Annotated in this window: 13 protein-coding genes; 7 read left to right on the top strand and 6 right to left on the bottom strand. The window is 70.2% G+C overall.

The window, feature by feature from the left end:
- Positions 1 to 624: 624 nt before the first annotated feature.
- The 3 genes from VXC91_RS13570 (at position 625) to VXC91_RS13560 (ending at position 6,597) form a co-directional block, all read left to right on the top strand.
- Entirely contained in the window at positions 625 to 4,359 is a 3,735-nt protein-coding gene (locus tag VXC91_RS13570; RefSeq protein WP_329507404.1) for a S8 family serine peptidase, read from the top strand.
- A gap of 470 nt (positions 4,360 to 4,829) precedes the next feature.
- The gene (locus VXC91_RS13565; RefSeq protein ID WP_329507411.1) at positions 4,830 to 6,026 is read left to right on the top strand and encodes a glycoside hydrolase family 18 protein; all 1,197 of its coding nucleotides are present in this window, start codon (positions 4,830 to 4,832) and stop codon (positions 6,024 to 6,026) included.
- Complete coding sequence (locus tag VXC91_RS13560) at positions 6,001 to 6,597, top strand: DinB family protein (RefSeq protein ID WP_329507403.1); 597 nt, start codon at positions 6,001 to 6,003, stop codon at positions 6,595 to 6,597. Before VXC91_RS13565 ends, VXC91_RS13560 begins: the two co-directional genes overlap by 26 nt.
- A 240-nt stretch (positions 6,598 to 6,837) precedes the next feature.
- Here the strand turns inward: VXC91_RS13560 and VXC91_RS13555 are convergent, their stop codons facing one another.
- A complete protein-coding gene (locus VXC91_RS13555; RefSeq protein WP_329507402.1) occupies positions 6,838 to 7,836 on the bottom strand; it encodes a helix-turn-helix domain-containing protein in 999 nt (332 codons plus the stop codon).
- Positions 7,837 to 8,027: 191 nt separating this feature from the next.
- Between VXC91_RS13555 and VXC91_RS13550 the strand changes: the two genes are divergently transcribed.
- The 4 genes from VXC91_RS13550 (at position 8,028) to VXC91_RS13535 (ending at position 16,754) form a co-directional block, all read left to right on the top strand.
- Complete coding sequence (locus tag VXC91_RS13550) at positions 8,028 to 12,290, top strand: carboxypeptidase regulatory-like domain-containing protein (protein WP_329507401.1); 4,263 nt, start codon at positions 8,028 to 8,030, stop codon at positions 12,288 to 12,290.
- Positions 12,291 to 13,059: 769 nt separating this feature from the next.
- Positions 13,060 to 14,298 carry a S8 family serine peptidase gene (locus tag VXC91_RS13545; protein ID WP_329507400.1) on the top strand — a complete coding sequence of 413 codons (1,239 nt, stop codon included), beginning with the start codon at positions 13,060 to 13,062 and terminating at the stop codon, positions 14,296 to 14,298.
- Complete coding sequence (locus VXC91_RS13540; RefSeq protein WP_329507399.1) at positions 14,211 to 15,047, top strand: S8 family serine peptidase; 837 nt, start codon at positions 14,211 to 14,213, stop codon at positions 15,045 to 15,047. The genes VXC91_RS13545 and VXC91_RS13540 overlap by 88 nt, the downstream gene beginning before the upstream one ends.
- Before the next feature lie 12 nt (positions 15,048 to 15,059).
- Positions 15,060 to 16,754, top strand: coding sequence for a PA domain-containing protein (locus VXC91_RS13535; protein WP_329507398.1), 1,695 nt, complete (start codon positions 15,060 to 15,062; stop codon positions 16,752 to 16,754).
- Between the two features lie 255 nt (positions 16,755 to 17,009).
- On the opposite strand, the gene VXC91_RS13530 is transcribed toward VXC91_RS13535, so the two are convergent.
- The 5 genes from VXC91_RS13530 to VXC91_RS13510 all read right to left on the bottom strand — a co-directional run bounded on the left by VXC91_RS13530 (position 17,010) and on the right by VXC91_RS13510 (position 19,280).
- Positions 17,010 to 17,264: a hypothetical protein gene (locus tag VXC91_RS13530; protein WP_329507397.1), complete on the bottom strand. Its 255-nt coding sequence runs from the start codon at positions 17,262 to 17,264 to the stop codon at positions 17,010 to 17,012.
- A complete protein-coding gene (locus VXC91_RS13525; protein WP_329507396.1) occupies positions 17,261 to 17,467 on the bottom strand; it encodes a hypothetical protein in 207 nt (68 codons plus the stop codon). Before VXC91_RS13525 ends, VXC91_RS13530 begins: the two co-directional genes overlap by 4 nt.
- Positions 17,468 to 17,477: 10 nt before the next feature.
- Positions 17,478 to 18,332 (bottom strand): peptidoglycan-binding protein, encoded by an 855-nt coding sequence (locus VXC91_RS13520; protein ID WP_329507395.1) that lies wholly within the window; start codon positions 18,330 to 18,332, stop codon positions 17,478 to 17,480.
- A 26-nt stretch (positions 18,333 to 18,358) separates the two neighbouring features.
- A complete protein-coding gene (locus tag VXC91_RS13515) occupies positions 18,359 to 19,009 on the bottom strand; it encodes a hypothetical protein (RefSeq protein WP_329507394.1) in 651 nt (216 codons plus the stop codon).
- Between the two features lie 121 nt (positions 19,010 to 19,130).
- Complete coding sequence (locus VXC91_RS13510; RefSeq protein ID WP_329507393.1) at positions 19,131 to 19,280, bottom strand: hypothetical protein; 150 nt, start codon at positions 19,278 to 19,280, stop codon at positions 19,131 to 19,133.
- Positions 19,281 to 19,397: the final 117 nt, after the last annotated feature.

Below are 19,397 nucleotides of genomic sequence, written 5' to 3'. Positions count from 1 at the left end.
ATGTTGCACGCGGGCTACAAGGACCAGGCGATCGCCCGGCAACTGGGCACGAGCGCGCGCACCGTGACCCGCCGGATCGCCACGATCGCGTCCCGCCTCGGCCTCGAGACCCGCTTCCAGGTGGGCGCCGAGGCCGCCAGGCAAGGCTGGATCTGAACCCGGCGACCGACCGCGAGTCCAGTGCCCGTCGTGCCTCATCGACTCGCTTTGTCAGTTCCTCGCGCTCGTGCCGATACGCGAAAGGAGGCCTCCTTCAACACCGACAACCGCAGACGCCAGGACGCCGGACCGGATGATCGCGGCGCCCCGGGCGGCTGTGGACAAGAGGCTCGGTTCTCGAGTCGAGCTACCCAACAAGGACTCCGAACGCCCTGTCTTCCCAGTCTGATCCAAGCCCGTCCGGCCGTGGCGCGATTCGCCAGGTGGCGATATCAGACACGAGTCTGATCTATACATCTCCCGGCCACAAGCCTTAACTCTGATCGTCCACGCCGACCTGCCGCGATCCCACAACCCCCACGATCGGTCCGCGGCGTCGGCCATCCGATCACGGCGCCGATCCGTCACTTCAGCCATGAATCGCTTGCGGGCCTGCCCGGCCCTACGGAAGAGTCAGGGAATTCCTTGAGATCATCACCGAGACGCTGGAGCGTGTTCGCCGTCGCCGGCGCCGCCCTCCTGTCGTTGGCACAGCCCGCCGCCTCGTCCGCCGCCCACGCCGCCGCCACCGACTCCGTCGCTCCCGCCGCGCAGCGCAATGTGCCTCCGGGCGTCCACTCGGTCACCCTGATCACGGGAGACGTGGTGGTCACACGGCGGTCCGGCGCTGCCGGCGGCACCGTCGATGTGCGTGGTGCCGCCGGGACACAAGCCCAGGCACGCATCATGGAGTCGAACGGCGACCTGTACGTGTATCCCGAATCCGTTCTCCCCTACGTGGCGGCGGGCGTGCTGGACAAGCGCCTGTTCGACATCAGCCGACTCGTCGCGGACGGCTACGACGACGCACATCGCGACCAGTTGCCACTGATCGTCTCGTACGACAGCAAGGCCGCCTCAGGGCTGCGCTCGACAACCCCCAAGGGCGCCACCCGTGTCAGGGCCCTCGGCAGCGTCCAAGGTGCCGCTATGTCCGAGGACCGGGATCGGTCGGCCGACTTCTGGCGGGCTGTCACCTCCGCTCCGCCGTCCGGTTCGAGGTCCACGGCAGCGGCGTCCGCGTCCGGCAAACCGGCCTTCGGCAGTGGTATCGCCCGCATCTGGCTCGACGGGGTCGTGAAGGCGGATCTCGCCGAGTCCACCTCCCAGATCGGCGCGCCGCAGGCGTGGGAGGCCGGTGACACCGGCAAGGGCGTGGACGTCGCCGTCCTGGACACCGGCGTCGACGCCGAACACCCTGACCTGGCCGGCCGTATAGCGGCCGCGCAGAGCTTCGTCCCGGACGAGGACGTGACGGACCGCCATGGGCACGGCACCCACGTCGCGTCCACCATCGCCGGCACAGGGGCCGCATCGGACGGCAAGGAGAAGGGCGTCGCGCCCGGTGCGGATCTGCACATCGGCAAAGTGCTCTCCGACGAGGGCTCCGGCCAGGAATCCTGGGTGCTGGCCGGCATGGAGTGGGCCGCGGTGGACCAGCACGCGGACATCGTCAACATGAGCCTGGGCTCCTCTGCCCCGTCCGACGGCACCGATCCTCTCAGCGCGGCGGTCGACCGCCTGAGCGCCGAGACCGGGGCCCTGTTCGTGGTCGCCGCGGGCAACACGGGCTCGGACTACAGCATCGGCGGCCCGGGCGCGGCTGACGCCGCCTTGACCGTGGGGGCCGTCGACTCCTCGGACGACGTCGCCTGGTTCTCCAGCCAGGGCCCGCGCGTCGGCGACGGTGGGCTCAAGCCGGAGATCACCGCCCCCGGCGTCGACGTGCTGGCGGCACGCTCTCAGTACTCGCCGTCCGGCGAGGGCAGCTACCTGACGTTCAGTGGGACTTCCCAGGCCACCCCGCATGTCGCGGGTGCAGCGGCCCTGCTGGCGGCGGCGCACCCCGGGCTGACCGGCTCCCAGTTGAAGGACCTCCTGGTGAGCAGTTCGAAGCGGACGCCCAAGTACAACGCCTTCCAGGCGGGCAGCGGCCGGGTGGACGTCCCGTCGGCGCTGAGCGCCGACGTCTTCGCCTCCGCGACCGCGTTCGCCGGCCAGGTGACGACGGGCCCGTCGGACGCGGTGAGGCGTCCGGTCACGTACACCAACATGGGTGGCTCGCCGGTCACCCTCGACCTGTCCGTGCAGGCCCCGAACGCCCCTGCGGGTATGTTCCAGTTGTCCGCCCCCCAGGTCGTCGTGCCGGCCCACGGTACCGCCGAGGTCACGATCATCATCGACGGCTCCGAAGCGACGGGGAACGGCCGCTGGTCCGGACAGGTCGTCGCGGCCGACACGGCGGGGAAGGCCGTCACCCACACGGCCGTGTCGCTGGGCGACATCGCCCACAAGCTGACCCTGGTCCTCAAGGACGCACACGGCAAGCCGATGTCGGGAGTCGTCGAGTTGCTGCGGTCCGGTGAGTTCGGGCCCGAGTTCTGGCTCGTCGACGAGACCGGCACGGCGCAGATGTTCCTCCCCAACGACGTCTACTCGGTGCTGGAGTTCAAGGACGTACAGGGTGTCCACGGCCCTCACTCGATGGGGATGGCGTTGCTCGGTGACCCCGAGGTCGTGATGGACCGCGACACCACGGTCACCTTGGACGCCTCGAAGATCGAGCGGGTGGACATGACCACGCCGCAGCGGACCGAGGCGACCTACCAGCGCCTTGAGTACAACCGCTCGATGGGCGGCGGCACCTGGCGCGACTACATGGAGACCCAGACCAGCTACGACAGCCTGTGGGCCCAGCCCACCACGCACAAGGTGACCCACGGCGACTTCTACCTCGGCGCCCGCTGGCGCAAGGAGCAGCCGGCACTCGCCATCGCCACCAGGACCACCGAATTCACCGACGCCCTCCGGCAACAGGACGTCACCCCGCTGGCCCAGGGTCACTACAAGCTCCCGCTCGTGGCCGCCGGCGACGGCACGAGCGCGGACTACGCCGGCGTGGACGCGCGGGGCAAGGCGGTGGTCGTCCGCCGCAACGACACGATCAGCGACGCCGACCAGGCCGCCGCGGCGATCGAGGCGGGCGCCAGACTCCTCTTGGTCGTGAACAACGAACCCGGGCGCCGGTTCCGGAGCTACAGCCCGGAACCGTGGAAGGAGACCCCCGCCCGGATCGACGTCGCGTTGTTGAGCACGGACGAGGGGGAGAAGCTCTTCGGCCAGGCCTCCGAGCGCGGGGCAGCGCTCTTGGCGGACTCGCAGCCGGTCAGCCCTTACGTCTACGACCTGATGTGGACGTGGCACAACCAGATCCCGGACCACATGGTCGTCCAGGGCGGCCCGGAGAACCTCGCGCGGGTGAACGTCGACTTCGACAGCCCCGATACGACCCGGCGCGGCGGTGAGTTCCGCTTCGACTGGCCGGTCTACTCCAACTGGGGCATCGGCATGACGATGAGTGAGCCGGTGAACTCGCAGCGGGTCGACTGGGTCTCCACCGGGCCCGGATACTCCTGGGGCCAGGAGGCATACGTCGAAGGTCTCCTCTACGAGATCGAGCCCCGCACCACCTACCGGGCGGGCACCACGCAGACACAGCAATGGTTCACGCCCATCGAGCGCCCGTACCTGAACAACAACTACAAGCCGCCCACCCGCACGGGGAGTCGGCTGACCTTGGACGTCCCCGGCTGGGGCGGCTCGGACCACGTCGGCATGTCCATGGACTACCAGCGCATGCCGCACACCCTCACGCTCTACCAGGGTGACACCCAGCTCGCCCAGAACTCGGGAAACACCATGGTGCAGGCTGACGCACCCGGCGCCGGCAAGCTGCCCTACCGTCTCGTCCTGGACGCCAGCCGGGACAGCACGGTGAGCCCGTACTCCTCCACCACGCACACCGAGTGGGACTTCACCTCCCAGGCTCCGGTGGGGGACGAGCAGTCGGTCCTGCCACTCATGCAGATCGACTACGGAGTCGACACCGACGCGGCGGGCAAGGCCGCGAGGAACACGACATTGGCGGCGTCCGTCGCCCACCTCGCCCACGCCACGGGCGCCGGCACCCTGTCGGCGGTCACCTTGGAGGTGTCCTACGACGACGGACGCACATGGCGGAAGATCACCAGCGGAAAGGACGGCCGGTTCGGGCTGTCCGCCCCGAAGCAGGCACAGTTCGTCTCGCTGCGGGCCCGCGCCCACGACAGTGCCGGCAACGCGGTCACCCAGACCGTGATCCGGGCCTTCGGTCTCCGCTGACCTTGTGGGCGCACCGCCGGAGCGCGGTGTGCCCACACGTCGCCCGCCGGCACCAGAAGCCGCCCCGGCAGGCGACGATCCGGAACGCCGGGCCCACGGGCCCGGCGTTCCGGCGATATCCGCCGCTCGTCACCGCTCTGGTCCGGAACCTGATCGCGCGATCCCCGGTGCCGCCGCGTCGAGCTCGGCCAGGAGGACAAAGCGTGCGGTGGGATACGCCCCGAGCCGATCGCCTGCCGGCGTGCTGGGGCCTTCAGTGCCTCGGCTCACCCGATTCCGCTGAATGGCCGGGTTAACGTATGGGCCTGAGCGAGGGGAATACGGGGATGGACACGGAGCGGATGGGTCAAGAACTTACGGACAAGTCGGGTGCTGAGCGGGCGGAGTCGGAGTTCGTCACCGACCCGGCGGAGCCACGGTTGCCGCAGGAGCCAGGGCTGCCGGAGGCCGGCGGTGAGGCCGCCCCGGGGATGGGCCCCGGCGGGCGGGTCCGCGGCAACGCTACGCCTCGTCGTGCCTGGCTTCGCCGGGTCCGTCGGATCGCCCTCGGTCTGCTCCTCGTCCTCCTCCTGCCCACCCTCGCCGCCGCCGTTGCCCTGCGGGTGAACTACGCCGGCGACCCCGCGCAGGGGACGTACACCCGGAATCGGGACGCCCTGTGGCTCGGGCACGCCTGGGTGGACGGTCGCAAGCGCGGCACGGACCTCGATGCGCTCGTGCGCCGTGTGCGTGGCACCGGCATCCACGACTTGTACGTGCACGCGGGCCCGCTGGAACACAACGGGACGCTGCCCACGTCGGCTTATCCGAAGGCGACTTGGCTGATCGATGCCCTGCACCGGGCGCTGCCCGGCGTACGCGTCCAGGCCTGGCTCGGCGACAAGCTCGCGAGCGAGGGGCCGGTCGGCCTCCGGCTGGAGAGGCCGGCGACACGGGCCGCCGTGGTGCGTTCCGCCCGTCAGGTCCTGGCGGCCGGCTTCGACGGCGCCCACTTCGACCTGGAGCCCCTTCACTCGGGCGACCGCCACTACCTTGCCCTCCTCGACGCCCTGCACCACGTCACGCAGGCCCACCACGCCCCGCTCTCGGTGGCCGCCCACCAGATCGACCCCCTGCCCGCGCTCCACTCCGTGGCGGGCGGCCTCACCGGACACCCCAAGTGGTGGTCTCAGAGCTACTTCGGACAGGTCGCGCGCCGGGTCGACCAGATCGCGGTGATGTCGTACGACACGGCGCTGCCACTGCAGAGCCTGTACGGCGGCTATGTCGCCCAGCAGACCTCCCTCGCCCTGGAGGTCACCCCGCCCTCGACGGACCTGCTGATGGGCCTGCCCTTCTACCACGAGGACGACATGGGACATCACGCGTCCGCCGAGACGGTCACCGCCGCCGTGCGCGGCGCCCGCCTCGGTCTGTCCCGCACGGACTCGGGCCGCACCCGCTTCGGCGTCGCCCTGTACGTGGACTTCGCCGCGACGGAGGCGGACTGGGCGGCGTACCGCAAGGGCTGGGTCCGCCGCACCCATGAGAGCCGAAGGGGCGCCGGGTCCCTGACTGAGAGCCAACCCGACTCGGCGGGCCTCGCGTCCCTCGTTGTTCTGTGTAGCCCGGTTGTCAGTGCCCGGTGGAAGACTGCTCGACATGATCGAACCGAACCCGAAAGCTGACCTTCTCCGATACCTGCAAGAAGGGCGTGATGCCCTCTTGTGGAAGCTCGATGGGCTCTCGGAATATGACATCCGTCGCCCTCTGACCCCCACGGGCACGAACCTGTTGGGGCTGGTGAAACATGTCGCCGGCGTGGAGCTGGGTTACTTCGGCGACACGTTTGGGCGGCCGTTCTTCGACGAGGAGCCGCCGCCCTGGTGGTACACGGAGGACGCAGAACCCAACGCGGACATGTGGGCCACGGCGGACGAGTCACGCGAAGACATCGTTGAGCTGTATCGCCAGGCGTGGGATCACTCCGACAGCACGATCGCGACGCTCACGCTTGACGCGATCGGCCACGTCCCGTGGTGGCCGGAGGAACGTCGAGAGGTGACCCTGCACCACATTCTGGTGCGCGTGATCACCGATACCCAGCGGCACGCCGGCCACGCCGACATCGTGCGAGAGCTCATCGACGGAACCGTCGGGTATCTGCAGGGCAAGGAGAACTTGGCACCAGGTGATCAGGCATGGTGGGAGGGCCAACGGAGCCGACTGGAACGCGTGGCGCGGGAAGCCGACGGCTGATCCCGTGCTGCCGGCCGGCCCCGCCGGCTCCGGGGCGGCCACGCGGTGCCCTTCAGCCCCCAGCGAGCTGATGAAGGGCGCGGTGTCGGGCGTCACCATGCGCCTCAGCACGAACCCCACAGCCCGGTGGCGTCTGACTGACGCCCTGTCGCTCCAGCCTCGTCCCGGTCGGCTTCCGCAACTCACTGCCGGATACCGACGACCTGAGCATCCCGCCACGCGCCGGCACGGGCGCGGGGATCAGAGCAGGCCGCGCTTGACCGCGCGGACACCGGCCTGGAACCGGCCGGTGGCGCCGAGTTCGTCGAGCAGCGCGCCGATCCGACGGCGGACCGTTCGTGCGCTGACACCGAAGTGGCGCGCGATCGACTCGTCCTTCATCCCCGCGGTGAGCAAGTCGAGAAGCTCGGTCGTGCCGACGTCGCGCCCCCGCGTGGCGCCGTGGCCGCCCGGCCCGAACCGGATCGGGCTGGCGTGCGACCACAGTTGCTCGAACATCGCCTGCAGGCCGTCGGTCAGCGCTGAACGCGCCGCCACGATCGAGAGGGTCTCCGGCGCGGTCTCCTCGCCGGTGAGGAGTACCACGGCGGTCTCCCGGTCGACCACCAGCAGCTTCATGGGGACCTTCGGCAGTACCCGGGCGTCCTCGCCGGATTCGACCATCCACTGGATGCGGGCGACGAGCGCCGGTTCGTCGAGGACCTGACTGGCGTACAGCGAGCGGAACCGGACGCCTCGGCGCAGCAGACCGAGTTCGGCGTCGCCGACGTGTGCGCTGCTCGGTGCGACATACGGCGGGCTGTCGATGCCGACCACCTCCTTCCTCGCCGAGCCGAGCAGGTCGTGGATGCGCCTCGCGGTCGCCGTGGGTCCCTCGACCACCTCGAACAGCCGTCGCGGTTCGGCGCGCATCAGCCCTGCGGCGAACACCCGTGACAGCGCGTACGACGCCGCCTCCAGCCGGTCCAGGGCATGTCGCCGTTCCCGCACCAATGCGGCGACGCCGACGAGTGGGTCCACTGCCTGGTAACGGTCGCCGGTCCCGGTGTCGCGGCGTACCAGGCCCAAGGAGACCAGACGTTCCAGCGCGGCACGTACCTGCGCGGCCGAACACCCCAGCGCGTCGCCGTGTGACTCGGCGTCGGCCCTGGGGTCGAACAGGAGTCGCCGGTAGACCTGTTGGTCCAGATCGGACAGACCGACCAGGTCCCACGCTCCCCGCTCATCGGTATCCGTCACGGCCGTGATCATAGGCCCTTGCGTCCGGAACAGGCACCTGGCCGAATCGGGCACCATGGCGCGCCATCTCGCTGCTACCGTTTCGCCGCCGGTGGGCCAGGTGCACGGAAACCACGGGAACCATGTGAAATCCCCTCACGAGGCGTGACTACCGCGACGCTCGGTGCCGGCCCGATTGGGGAGGAGCAATCATGTCGCGTCGCCTGCTACGCCTGCTCACGCCAGCTGTCATAGTTGTCAGCACACTGGTTGCCCAGTGTCTTCCCGGTGCCGTGGACGTGGCCCACGCGGCGGCCCCGGTGACCACGGCATCCACAGGTTCCGCCACCACCGCAACCGGCTCCCGTGCGTCCGCCGGTCAGTGGAAGACGGAGCGAATATGCACCGAACCGGTACGGGTGGGGTACGCCCAGTGCCAGTCGATCCGCCGCACCCCGCCGACGGCGTCCAGGCAGGCCGACCCCGCCGAGACGGTCTACGGGTACGGGCCGGCCGACATCTCCTCGGCGTACAACCTGCCTTCAGGGGGAGGTGACGGCGCCACCGTCGCGATCGTGGACGCCTTCGACGACCCGACGGCCGAGTCCGACCTGGCAACCTACCGGGAACACTGGGGACTGCCCCCGTGCACCACTGACAACGGCTGCTTCACCAAGATCGACCAGCGTGGCGGCCACGACTACCCCGTACCGGACGAGTCATGGGCCGGGGAGATCTCGCTCGACCTCGACGCCGTCTCGGCGGCGTGCCCACGCTGCCACATCCTGCTGGTCGAGGCCGACAGCAACTCCGCGGAAGACCTGGGCCAGGCTGTCGACCAAGCCGTCGCCAGTGGCGCGCAGGTGGTGTCGAACTCCTACGGCGGGCCCGAGGACCCCGGCGTGATCTCCGCCGGCGAGAAGCACTACCAGCACCCGGGGGTGGCGATCGTCGCGTCCTCGGGTGACAACGGGTACGGGGTGTCGTATCCCGCATCGTCGCCCTACGTGACATCCGTCGGCGGCACCTCGCTCACCCGCGACGCCTCCACCAGTCGCGGCTGGACCGAGACGGTATGGAACAACTACTCCGGCGCACCCGGCAGCGGATGTTCCGCGGTGGAACCGAAGCCGTACTTCCAGAACGACCCCGGATGCCACGGTCGCACCGTCGCCGATGTGTCCGCCCTGGCCGACCCGTTCACCGGTCTGGCCGTCTACCAGACCTTCGGCGGCTTCGGCTGGTCGCAGTACGGCGGCACGAGCCTGGCCGCCCCGATCATCGCCGGCGTCTACGCCCTCGCCGGCCGGCCGGCGGCCGGCGACTCACCGAACTGGTATCCCTACGCCGCGCCGACCGGCAGCCTCAACGACGTCACAGCGGGCGACAACGGCTCCTGCGACCAGGCCGCGAAGTACCTGTGCACCGCCGGTGAGGGCTACGACGGGCCGACGGGACTCGGCACACCCAACGGTGTCTCCGCGTTCGGCCAACCCGGTCCCCACGGCCATCTCGCCGGCACGGTGACCGACAAGACCAGCCACGCGCCACTCAAGAACGCCAGCGTCACGGTGAGCGGCGGGGGTCACGACGTCACCGCCACCACCGACGCCGACGGCAGGTTCGACATCACCCGGCCCGTCGGCACGTACACCGTAGCGGTCACCGCGTTCGGCTACGTCGCCGCCAAGCGCACCGTCGAGGTCACCGACGGGCAGACGTCCACGGAGAGTTTCCCCCTCGACGCGCGGCCACTCGTCACGGTGTCCGGCACGGTGAACGACGGGTCCGGGCACGGCTGGCCGCTCTACGCGACGGTGACCGTACCCGGCACGCCACTGCCGGCCGTCCACACCGATCCGTTCACCGGGCGCTACCGCATGCGGGTGCCCGTGCAATCGGACCTGACCCTGCACGTGCAAGCCGAGTCACCGGGGTACCGCACCGCCGACGCGGCGGTCAGCGTCGACGCCACCGCCGTCGATCAGGACATCGCCGTGCCCGTCGATGAGGAGATCTGTACCGCCGCCGGCTATCGGCACCACTACACCGGCATGCCGGCCCAAGGGTTCGAGTCCACGGAAACTCCGGCCGGCTGGCGGGTCGACAACGCCACCGAGAACGGCGGGTGGGAGTTCGACCGGGGCACCGTGATTCCGCGCGACAACGAGACGACCGGCAGCGGCAACTTCGCCCTCATCGACACCTTCTTGCAGGACCACAAGGACTCCTCCCTCACCACACCGCCGATCGACCTCACCGGCGTCGACCATCCCGTCGTCGGGTTCCACACCCGATTCGTCGGCTACGTGCCGACCCAGGCGGCCGACGTGGACGTGTCCGTCGACGGCGGCGCCACCTGGTCGACGATCTGGGAGGAGCACGGACTGGCCATCATCAACGGGCCCCTTGTCCTGCCGATTCCGCAGGCAGCCGGCCGCAGCGGGGTACTGGTGCGGTTCCACTACGACGGGCAGTACGGCCGCTACTGGGAACTCGACGACGTGTACGTCGGCACCCGCACCTGTGACCCGGTGGCGGGCGGGATCGTCGCCGGGCGGGTCCTCGACGCGAACACCGGCGACGGTGTCGACGGTGCCACCGTGACGGCGGTGGCCCACCCGGACCCGCGGGCCACGTCGGTGGCCACGCCCGAGGACGACGCCCTCGGTGACGGCTACTTCGCGCTGTTCGCGCAGGGCGACGGCCGCCAGCAGTTCACCGCGTCCGCGCGCAACCGGGTCAGCCTGACCCGTCCGGTGACCGTCTCGGCCGACGCGGTCACCCGGGCGGACTTCCGGTTGGCCACCGCGGCGCTGACCGTCAAACCGGCGACCGTGACGCGTAGCGTGCAGCTCGGCAAGAGTGGGAAGGCGGCGTTCACCGTCACCAACTCGGGCTCGGCGCCGGCGCATGTCTCACTCGTCGAGCAGCCCGGCGGCTTCACCCAGCCCCGCGGACAGGCCGCATCCGCGCCGATTCCGGTGCGGCGTGTCCCCGGCGTCGCCTCGGACGGCGCCCGCGGCTCCGGTCACCGGCAGGCCGGCGCGTCGCCGATGGTCACCACCCGGACGGCCATGACCGCCTCGACGGCTTCCGACGGGCCGGTGTGGACACCGCTGGCCGACTACCCGGGCGGCCCGCTCATGGACAATGCGGTGGCCCGAAGCGATGACGGGAAGATCTACGTCGTCGGTGGCACACCCGACGGGCACGGGCCCACCGCGAGGGGGTACGTCTACGACCCGGTCAGGCTGCTGTGGTCGGCCTTGCCGGACCTGCCGGTGCCGGTGCAGCAACCGTCTGCGGCGTTCGTCTCCGGCCGGCTCGTCGTCGCCGGCGGCTGGGGACCTCAGGACGCGGTCACCGACGTACAGATCTACGACCCGGCGACCCATGAGTGGTCGCGCGGCGCGCCGCTGCCCGAGCCGCGTGGCGCCGCAGGCAGCGCCGTACTCGGCGGACGGCTGTACGTGGTGGGTGGCTGCGACATCGGCGACTGTGCACCCGCCGCCAACACCGTCTTCGCATACGACCCGGTGCGCGACCAGTGGAGCCGCGCGGCGGACTACCCGGCAGGCCGGGCGTTCATGTCCTGCGGCGGACTGGCCGGGCGGGTCGTCTGCGCCGGAGGACTGGACACCGCCAGTGGCGACGGATCGGCGGCCACCTACTCCTACGACCCGCGCACGGACGCGTGGACCCACGTCGCCGACCTGCCGACCGGCTGGTGGGGCGCGGCGACGACGGTCGCCAACGGGCAACTGCTGATGAGCGGAGGTGTCGCGGGCGGCACGGGCCCGACCTCGTCCGTCACCAACGAGGGGCACGCCTACGATCCGGTGGCCGGCGAATGGCGTGCTCTGCCCAATGCACCCGCGCCGTTCTACCGTGGCGCCGCCGCGTGCGGCGTGTACCGGATCGGCGGCGCGGCCGATTACTTCAACGGCACGCCGACCGCTCAGGAACTGCCGGGGTACGACATCTGCGGGCCGGTCGGCGACGTGCCGTGGCTGTCCGAAAGCGACAGTTCCTTCACGCTGCAGCCGGGGAAGAGCAAAACCGTGACGCTCACCCTGAACGCCGGCGACGCGTCGGCCGTGGACCAGCCGGGGAACTACACTGCCGCGCTGGCAGTCCGGCTCGACGGCCCCGTCCAGCCGGCACCGGTGCAGATCACGATGCGTGTCGAGCCATCGGGGAAGTGGAGCCGACTGAGCGGCACGGTGAGGGGGGCCGGATGCACCGGCACTGTCACTTCGCCAACGCGCGCCACTGTCACGGTTCGGACCCAACACTCCACCGTCACTCTGTGGACCGACGACGCCGGTAACTGGTCGTTGTGGGCCCCGCGGGACGACCGCGCCACGCTGGTCTACTCGAAGGACGGATACACCGGTCTGACGAGGACGGTCACGGTACGGCCGGGAAGCACGGACGCCACCGACGTCACCCTCAGACCAACTCGCTGCTGAACTCGAGGGGATCGGGCCGGCCAACGCTCCTGCGCTGGCCGGCCCGCGCTCGTGAGGCTCGTGAAGTCGATTCCGCCGACGCTGTCCGCGAGACACTGCGGGTGCCGAGTACTACGTCCGTGCAGATGAGCAACTCGGCCCCGCGAACGCCCACTGGTCCGGCGTGATCGCTGTTCATGCTCGTTCGCTCCGCCTACCTCTCGGTCTCCCACGCCTGCGCAGTCCTGCGCCTGCTGCCGAAGAGTGATCGTGAAGAAGGACGCCGAGATCCTCGCCCTGACCACCAACTGGCCGTCATGCAACGACAGCTCGGAAACCAGCGCCTGAAATCCCGGACCGATGACCGGGGATCGACTCCGCTGCGCTGTCGGGACTGCACCATGCAACCCCGGTCACACTTCGACTGCTCGTCGGTCCATCGACCGCACTGAGCCCGGAACCAAGCCGCTCCCTTACATCCACTCCCCCAGCCGATCAACGAATCGCAACAGATCAGACACCTTGACATCCACCGACAAGACCTACGCTGCCAAACCCCCCACAAGCAGCACCAACATGCAACCGGAGCTGCACGGATGACGTATCGGCACCCGTAGTGGTCACCTTGCACGTCGGTTCCCTCAAGTTGCCTGGCATTGCTGAGGCTTGGCGCACCCTGCACCAGCGACTTCAGGTCGACCCGCCACTTTTTCCATTGACGTTGCGCGATCACTTTCTCGCGTCAACCACCTGAGAGGCCGTCTTGCCACAAAGACCCACCAAAAGAAGGTTGTTCATCGCGTCGGGCATGGTGTCGGCGGTGCTCCTGGCGATACCGGGAACGCTCGCCGGTGCCGCGACGCAGACCGGCGGCGTCGGTGCCGCCGGCCACTCCACCGCCGCCCGGCCGACATCCCGGACCGTCACGTTGATCACCGGTGACAAGGTCACCGTGACCACCGCCGCCGACGGCAAGGTCACCCGCTCCCTGGAGAACCCCCAGGGCCGGCCCACCGGATACGTGACCAGCACGGTCGGCAGCGACACGTACGTCTACCCCACCTCCGTCCTGCCGTACGTGGCCTCAGGACGACTGGACCAGGGCATGTTCGACATCACCCGACTGCTGGCCGACGACTACGACGACGCACACACCGACAAGTTGCCGCTGATCGTCACCTACACCGACGCGGCGGCCCGCTCCCGTACCTCCATGGCGCTGCCGAAGGGGGCGACCAAGACCCTCACCCTGAGCAGCATCCAAGGTGCGGCCGTGTCGGAGAAGCGCTCGGACGCCGCCGCCTTCTGGTCCTCCCTCACTACGGACAGCGCACCCTCCGCCGGGCGGGCTGCCGCCGTGGCCGAGCCACGGCTGGGCGCCGGAATCGCCAAGATCTGGCTGGACGGCAAGGCGAAGGCCGACCTGGCCGACAGCACCGCACAGATCGGCGCTCCCGAGGTGTGGGGCGGTGGTGACACCGGTCAGGGCGTGGACGTGGCCGTGCTGGACACCGGGATCGACACCCAGCACCCCGATCTCGCCGGCCAGGTCAGCGCCACCTCGAGCTTCGTGCCCGGTGAGGACATCGAGGACCACCACGGACACGGCACTCATGTCGCCTCCACCATCGCGGGAACGGGCGCCGCCTCGGACGGCAAGGAGAAGGGCGTCGCTCCCGGCGCGCGCCTGCACGTGGGCAAGGTCCTCGACAACCAGGGGGAGGGCCAGGAGTCCTGGATCCTGGCCGGCATGGAGTGGGCCGCCCGCGACCAGCACGCCAAGATCATCAGTATGAGCCTCGGCTCCGGTCCCAGCGACGGCAGCGACCCGCTGAGCCAGGCGGTCGAATCGCTCAGCCGCGAGACCGGCGCACTGTTCACCATCGCCGCGGGCAACAGCGGACCTGACACAGTGTCAGCGTCGCCGACGCCGCGCTGTCCGTGGGCGCGGTGGACGGCTCCGATGATCTCGCCTGGTTCTCCAGCACCGGACCGCGCATGGGTGACGGCGGCCTCAAACCGGAACTGACCGCTCCCGGTGTCGACGTACTGGCGGCCCGCTCGCAGTACGCATCCGAAGGCAGCGGCTACTACCAGACGATGAGCGGGACCTCGATGGCCACCCCGCATGTCGCAGGGGCGGCCGCGCTGCTCGCCGGGACACACCCCGACTGGACCGGGCAGCAGCTCAAGGACGCTCTGATCAGCACCACGGCCCGGACCCCGCGGTACACCCCCTATGCGGCCGGCAGCGGTCGTCTGGACATCGCGGCCGCGGTGCGGAACACCGTGTTCGCCACCGGCAGCGTCTACGGGGGCTACCGGAGCTTTTCGGCACCGGCCGGTGAGAAGTCCCAGAAGACGGTGACCTACACCAACACCGGCAGCAGCCCGGTCACCCTCCACCTGTCCGTCCAGCCCAGCGCGGGTACGTCCCCCGACGTGTTCTCGCTGTCCGCGCCGAGCGTCACCGTCCCCGCCAACGGCACCGCAGACGTGACCCTGACCACCAGTTTCGACGCCGTGCAGACCGGCACATCGGTGTCGGGACAGATCCTCGCCACGGACGACGCCGGGACCACGGTGGCCCACACCATCATCGGCGCCTACAAGGACTATGAGCACTACGACCTGAAGGTCACGGCCAGGGACCGCAGCGGCAGGCCGCTGGCCGGCAGCGAGGTTCAGGTGACGGACGGCAAGTCCTGGAACACGATGGTCATCGGCGCCGACGGCACCGGCACGCTCACCCTGACGCCCGGCAACTACACGGTATAGCTGGGCGCCACTGTGGAGGGCACCCACGGGGCGCACTCCAAGGGCTTCGCCCTGCTCACCGCACCCGAGGTCGTCGTCAACAAGGACGTCACCGTGGACCTGGACGCCGCCAAGGTCAAGCAGGTCAAGGTCATCACCCCGCAGGAGACCACACCGCTGCTCAGCCGCGTCGACGTCGCCCGTACCTGGGACGCCGCGCACTTCGTCAACGGGTCCTGGATGCCGCCGGACTCGTACGACAGCATCTGGGCCCTCCCCGCCGACAAGCCGGTCACGACCGGAAGCTTCGAGTTCGGGACCAGCTGGCGCCTGGCGCAACCCGTTCTCACCGTCGCCTCCAACACCCGCACCTTCGACGACCTCCTGGTCCAGCGCGGACGCACCCCCATCAGCGAGGGCAGTCACGGCTACCAGGCCGTCTACGCCGGCAAGGGCGGCACCGACGCCTACACCGGGCTCGACGCGAAGGGCAAAGCCGTCGTCGTGCGCCGCAGCGACACCGTCGGCATCCAGCAGCAGGCTGACGCGGCAGCCGCCGCAGGTGCGACCCTGCTGCTCGTCGTCAACGACGGCACGGGACGTCTGCAGCCCTGGGAACAGGACATCTTCAGCCCGGTCGCTCCGCCCCCGCCGGGGGTGACCGTGGCCACGATCACCTCGGACGAGGGCGAGGAACTCATCGGCCAGATCCAGCAGCGCGAGACCTGGCTGCACGTGAAGTCCCACCCCACCACCGCCTACCTGTACGACATCGTCCACCACAGCCCGACGATCCCGCAGGACCTCACCTACCGGCCGCAGCCCGATGACCTGGCCCGCGTCGATGTCTCCTTCCGCAACAACGCGCCCGGAAACGGCCGTGAGAACCGCAGCGACGTGTGGCAGGGCCGAGCGGTCGCCATCCCGCTGAGCACTCCCGTCCAAGGCGACCGCACCGACTGGGTGTCCGCCGACACCGACTGGTCCGAAGGAGCCGGCATCGCCGGCCAGCTGCAAATCGTCAACGACCATCGCAAGCACTACGCGGCAGGCACCAGGTCCACCTTGGAGTACTACGGACCCATCCAGCGCCCGCGCATGGGTGACACCTACCGGACGACGCGCTTCGCGGACATGCTGCAGGTGAAGGTACCCGGCTGGACCGACTCCGGCGCCGGGCACATCGGAGTCGCCTCCGGCGACAACGCGGCCGAGCTCTGGCTCTACCAGGGGGACACCCTGCTCGCGCACGACGCCTACCACAGCCTGTTCGTGTCAGACCTGTCACCCGAGAACCTGCCGTACCGACTGGTGTCGGAGAACTCCCGGGGCACCCAGTACTCGACCTCCACCCGCACCGAGTGGACCTTCACCTCCGGCCAACCCGCTGCCGGCACCTGGGGTCTTCCGCCGCTGGTGCAGCTCGACTACGCGGTGGGCGGCATGGACGACACGGGCAAGGCCCGGCGCAGGACCGATCTCCTCGTCACCCCCACCCACCTCTCCGGAGGGCCGGGTTCCGAGACGATCACGGAGGTAAGCGTGGACGTGTCGTACGACGACGGTGCCACCTGGCACCACGCTGCCCTGCAGCACACCGCGGAGGGCTGGCGCGCCCGACTGGACGCCCCGGCCGACGCCCGGTTCGTCACCCTGCGCACCAGCGCCCGGGACACCCAGGGCAACAGCATCACGCAGGACATCACCCGGGCCTTCGGCCTGAAGTGACCACCCACCAGCCCGCCTCACGCTGAACAGCACCGGGGGCAGGGTCGCCGTATGCGGCCCTGCCCCCGTGCCCGAAGGCGGCGCCCGATCCCCCCGACCGCCGCCCACGCAAAACGCTCGGCTGGGAAACCCCAGCCGAGCGCCTGCATAAACGGCTCTCGGCCTGATCAACACCACCACGTGGTGCAACAACCGCCGGAAACTGCCCATGCGCCTTCCGGCCCCTTTTGACCCGCACGGCTCATCTGCACGGGCTCAGCCACGCGCCGCCTCCCACAGCGTGATGGCCAGTGCCGCACAGGACGTCACGGCGGCCAGCGACGGGAGCGGCCAGCGGGTGCGTTCCAGAGCGTCGAGTCGGTCCTCGTGGTCGCCGAGGGTCTTGTCGGTCTGGTCGGCACGCTGCAGGAGCAGTGCCAGGTCGCCGCGGGTGGTGGCGAACCCGACGTCGACGGAGCGGCGGAGGCGCTCCAGTTCCAGGGCGACGCCCTCGGCTTCCGGCGCGGTCACGGTCCGCCCTCCTTCCGTAGCCAGTGCGGCAGCAGCCGCTCCACCGCAGGTACGGCCATCAGCCGGCTGAGCACGGTGGCCGCCGCTACGACCCCGGCGAGGGCGGGGACGTCGCTCAGCGAAGGATCTTCGGCCAGCAGCGGGATGATGGCGACCAGGGTCTGCAGTGCGGTCCGCAGGGCCCTGCGTGTGGCGTCGTACACGGCGGCCCCCTCAGGTGCGCGGGACGCGCAGCTTGTCCCAGCTGACGCGTCCCGGGATGCCGTCAGCCGCCGCACCCGCGTAACCGAGCTTGCGCTGCCAGGCAGCGTATGAGCGGACGTCGGCCTCGCCCCACACCGGTCCCGGCCCGACCACGTACCGTCCGCAGCCTTCGGCGACCAGCCGCTCGCCGATGGCTGTGATCAGCGGGCTGCGCCGGCCCGGTGCGAAGTAGGCGGCGCCCGGGAAGGGTTCGTACGCCACCGGGGTGGGGGCGGGCACCGGCTTCAGGCCCAGCCGGGCGGCGATCCGGGTGCGCATCCCCGGCATGGAGAACGACGGGTCGATCTTGCGGCGGGTCCACTCCTTGTGGCCGATCACGCTTGCCGCCGACCAGCCGTGGGCACGGCAGATCGCGGCCGACACCCGCTCCGCGGCGTCGAGTTGGGCCGCCGGGTAGGGGTCACGGCCATTGCCGAGGTTCTCGATCTCGAAGCCGTAGAAGCGGGCGTTGCCGTCCACGGCGTCGGGCCCCGGCGGCGGCAGGGCCCGCTCGGCCGTCACCGCGTCGAGCACGGCGACGGAGCCGGACCCCGCGTGGTTCGTACGGCCGTATCCGACCAGGTGGACCGTGCCGTCCTTCGCGATGAGGCCGATGCACAGCGGGCCCGGCAGCGACGCCATGCCGTCGCGGCAGACGCGGAGGCTGTCCGAGCCGGCGGTGTGATGGAGTATCACACCGTGCACGGATCCCCAGGGGCCCTTGTGATTGCGGTTGTGTGTACGCCAATTGGGGTGTTCCTGGATGTGGACGCCCTCGCCGCGGAGAGCGGCGGCGAAGGCGTCGGCGGTCAGGGGTGCGGCCATGGGGCCTCCTCGGGTGCGGGGCTTCGTCACGGAATCGGGTCGATACGGATGAACCGGCTGTCGAAGTTCGCGGTGTTGGTGGTGACCCCCGACCGGTAGGCGGGCGTAGCAGTGTGGGTCGTGCCCGCCGCAAGACCCGTGACCAGGAACTGCGTCGACACGGAAGCCTTGGAGGTGCTGTTGACCAGCGCGGACCGGTTGTCGTCGGCGGCGAGGACGATCGTGCCCGCCGAGTTGCGCACGTTCGCCGACATGAACGACGAGTAGTTCGCCGTCGACGACCAGAGATAGCCTCCGACGGTGATGAGGACCTGGCCCGAGGCCGGGGCGGTGAACGACGCGTTCATGGGGTCGCCGACCGCGTTGTTCAGGGTCTCCACGTAGGTCGCGGATGTCGTGTCCCCGGCGTCGACGTTGATCTTGTAGACCGGGCTCGGCGCGGCCGGTACCCAGGCCGTGCCCGTGTAGTACATGAGCCGGCCGGGCGTGCCGATCCAGGCGAGCATCCCGGCGACCGGCGCGGTCACCTTGGCGTCGCGGGCCGCCGCGTCCGCGAACCGCAGGACGGCACGCGCGTCCATGGCGTCGGCGAGCGCCTTCAGGTGGGCGGGGAGGTCGGCCGGATCGGACGCCTGCGGGTAGGGCAGATTGCTGATCGGCGTGTACTGGATGGCCATGCGGACTCCTCCTGACGAGGACGGGTTGAGCGGGATACCGGGGAAGGGGCGTGCGGCCCGGTCCGGGGTGGGCTGCGTGGCAGGGCTACGAGACCGGCTGCGTGGCGGGTTACGACGCCCGCTACGCGGCGGGGTCGACCGTGACGGTCAGCAGGATCTCGCCCGGCGGCGGACCGGTGTCGGACGGGCCGGGTTCGAGCGCGATGGCCTCGGCGAACTCACGGAGCTGCTCCTCGGTCGGCAGCACGGGTTGCGGTGCGGACTCGGTCATGGGGGGCCTTTCTCCTGGGCGGGGGGTGCGGTCCCGGGGCGCGAGCCGGGCCACGCGGACCAGGGCTCGCACGCCGGGGTCGGCCGCGCGAACCGGGGCCCGCGCGCGGCGGCTCGC

Source organism: Streptomyces chiangmaiensis, from assembly GCF_036281785.1.
GTDB classification, from domain to species: Bacteria; Actinomycetota; Actinomycetes; order Streptomycetales; family Streptomycetaceae; genus Streptomyces; species Streptomyces chiangmaiensis.
The sequence above is the reverse complement of the archived record's forward strand: the minus strand, read 5'-3'. Positions and strand labels throughout refer to the sequence as shown.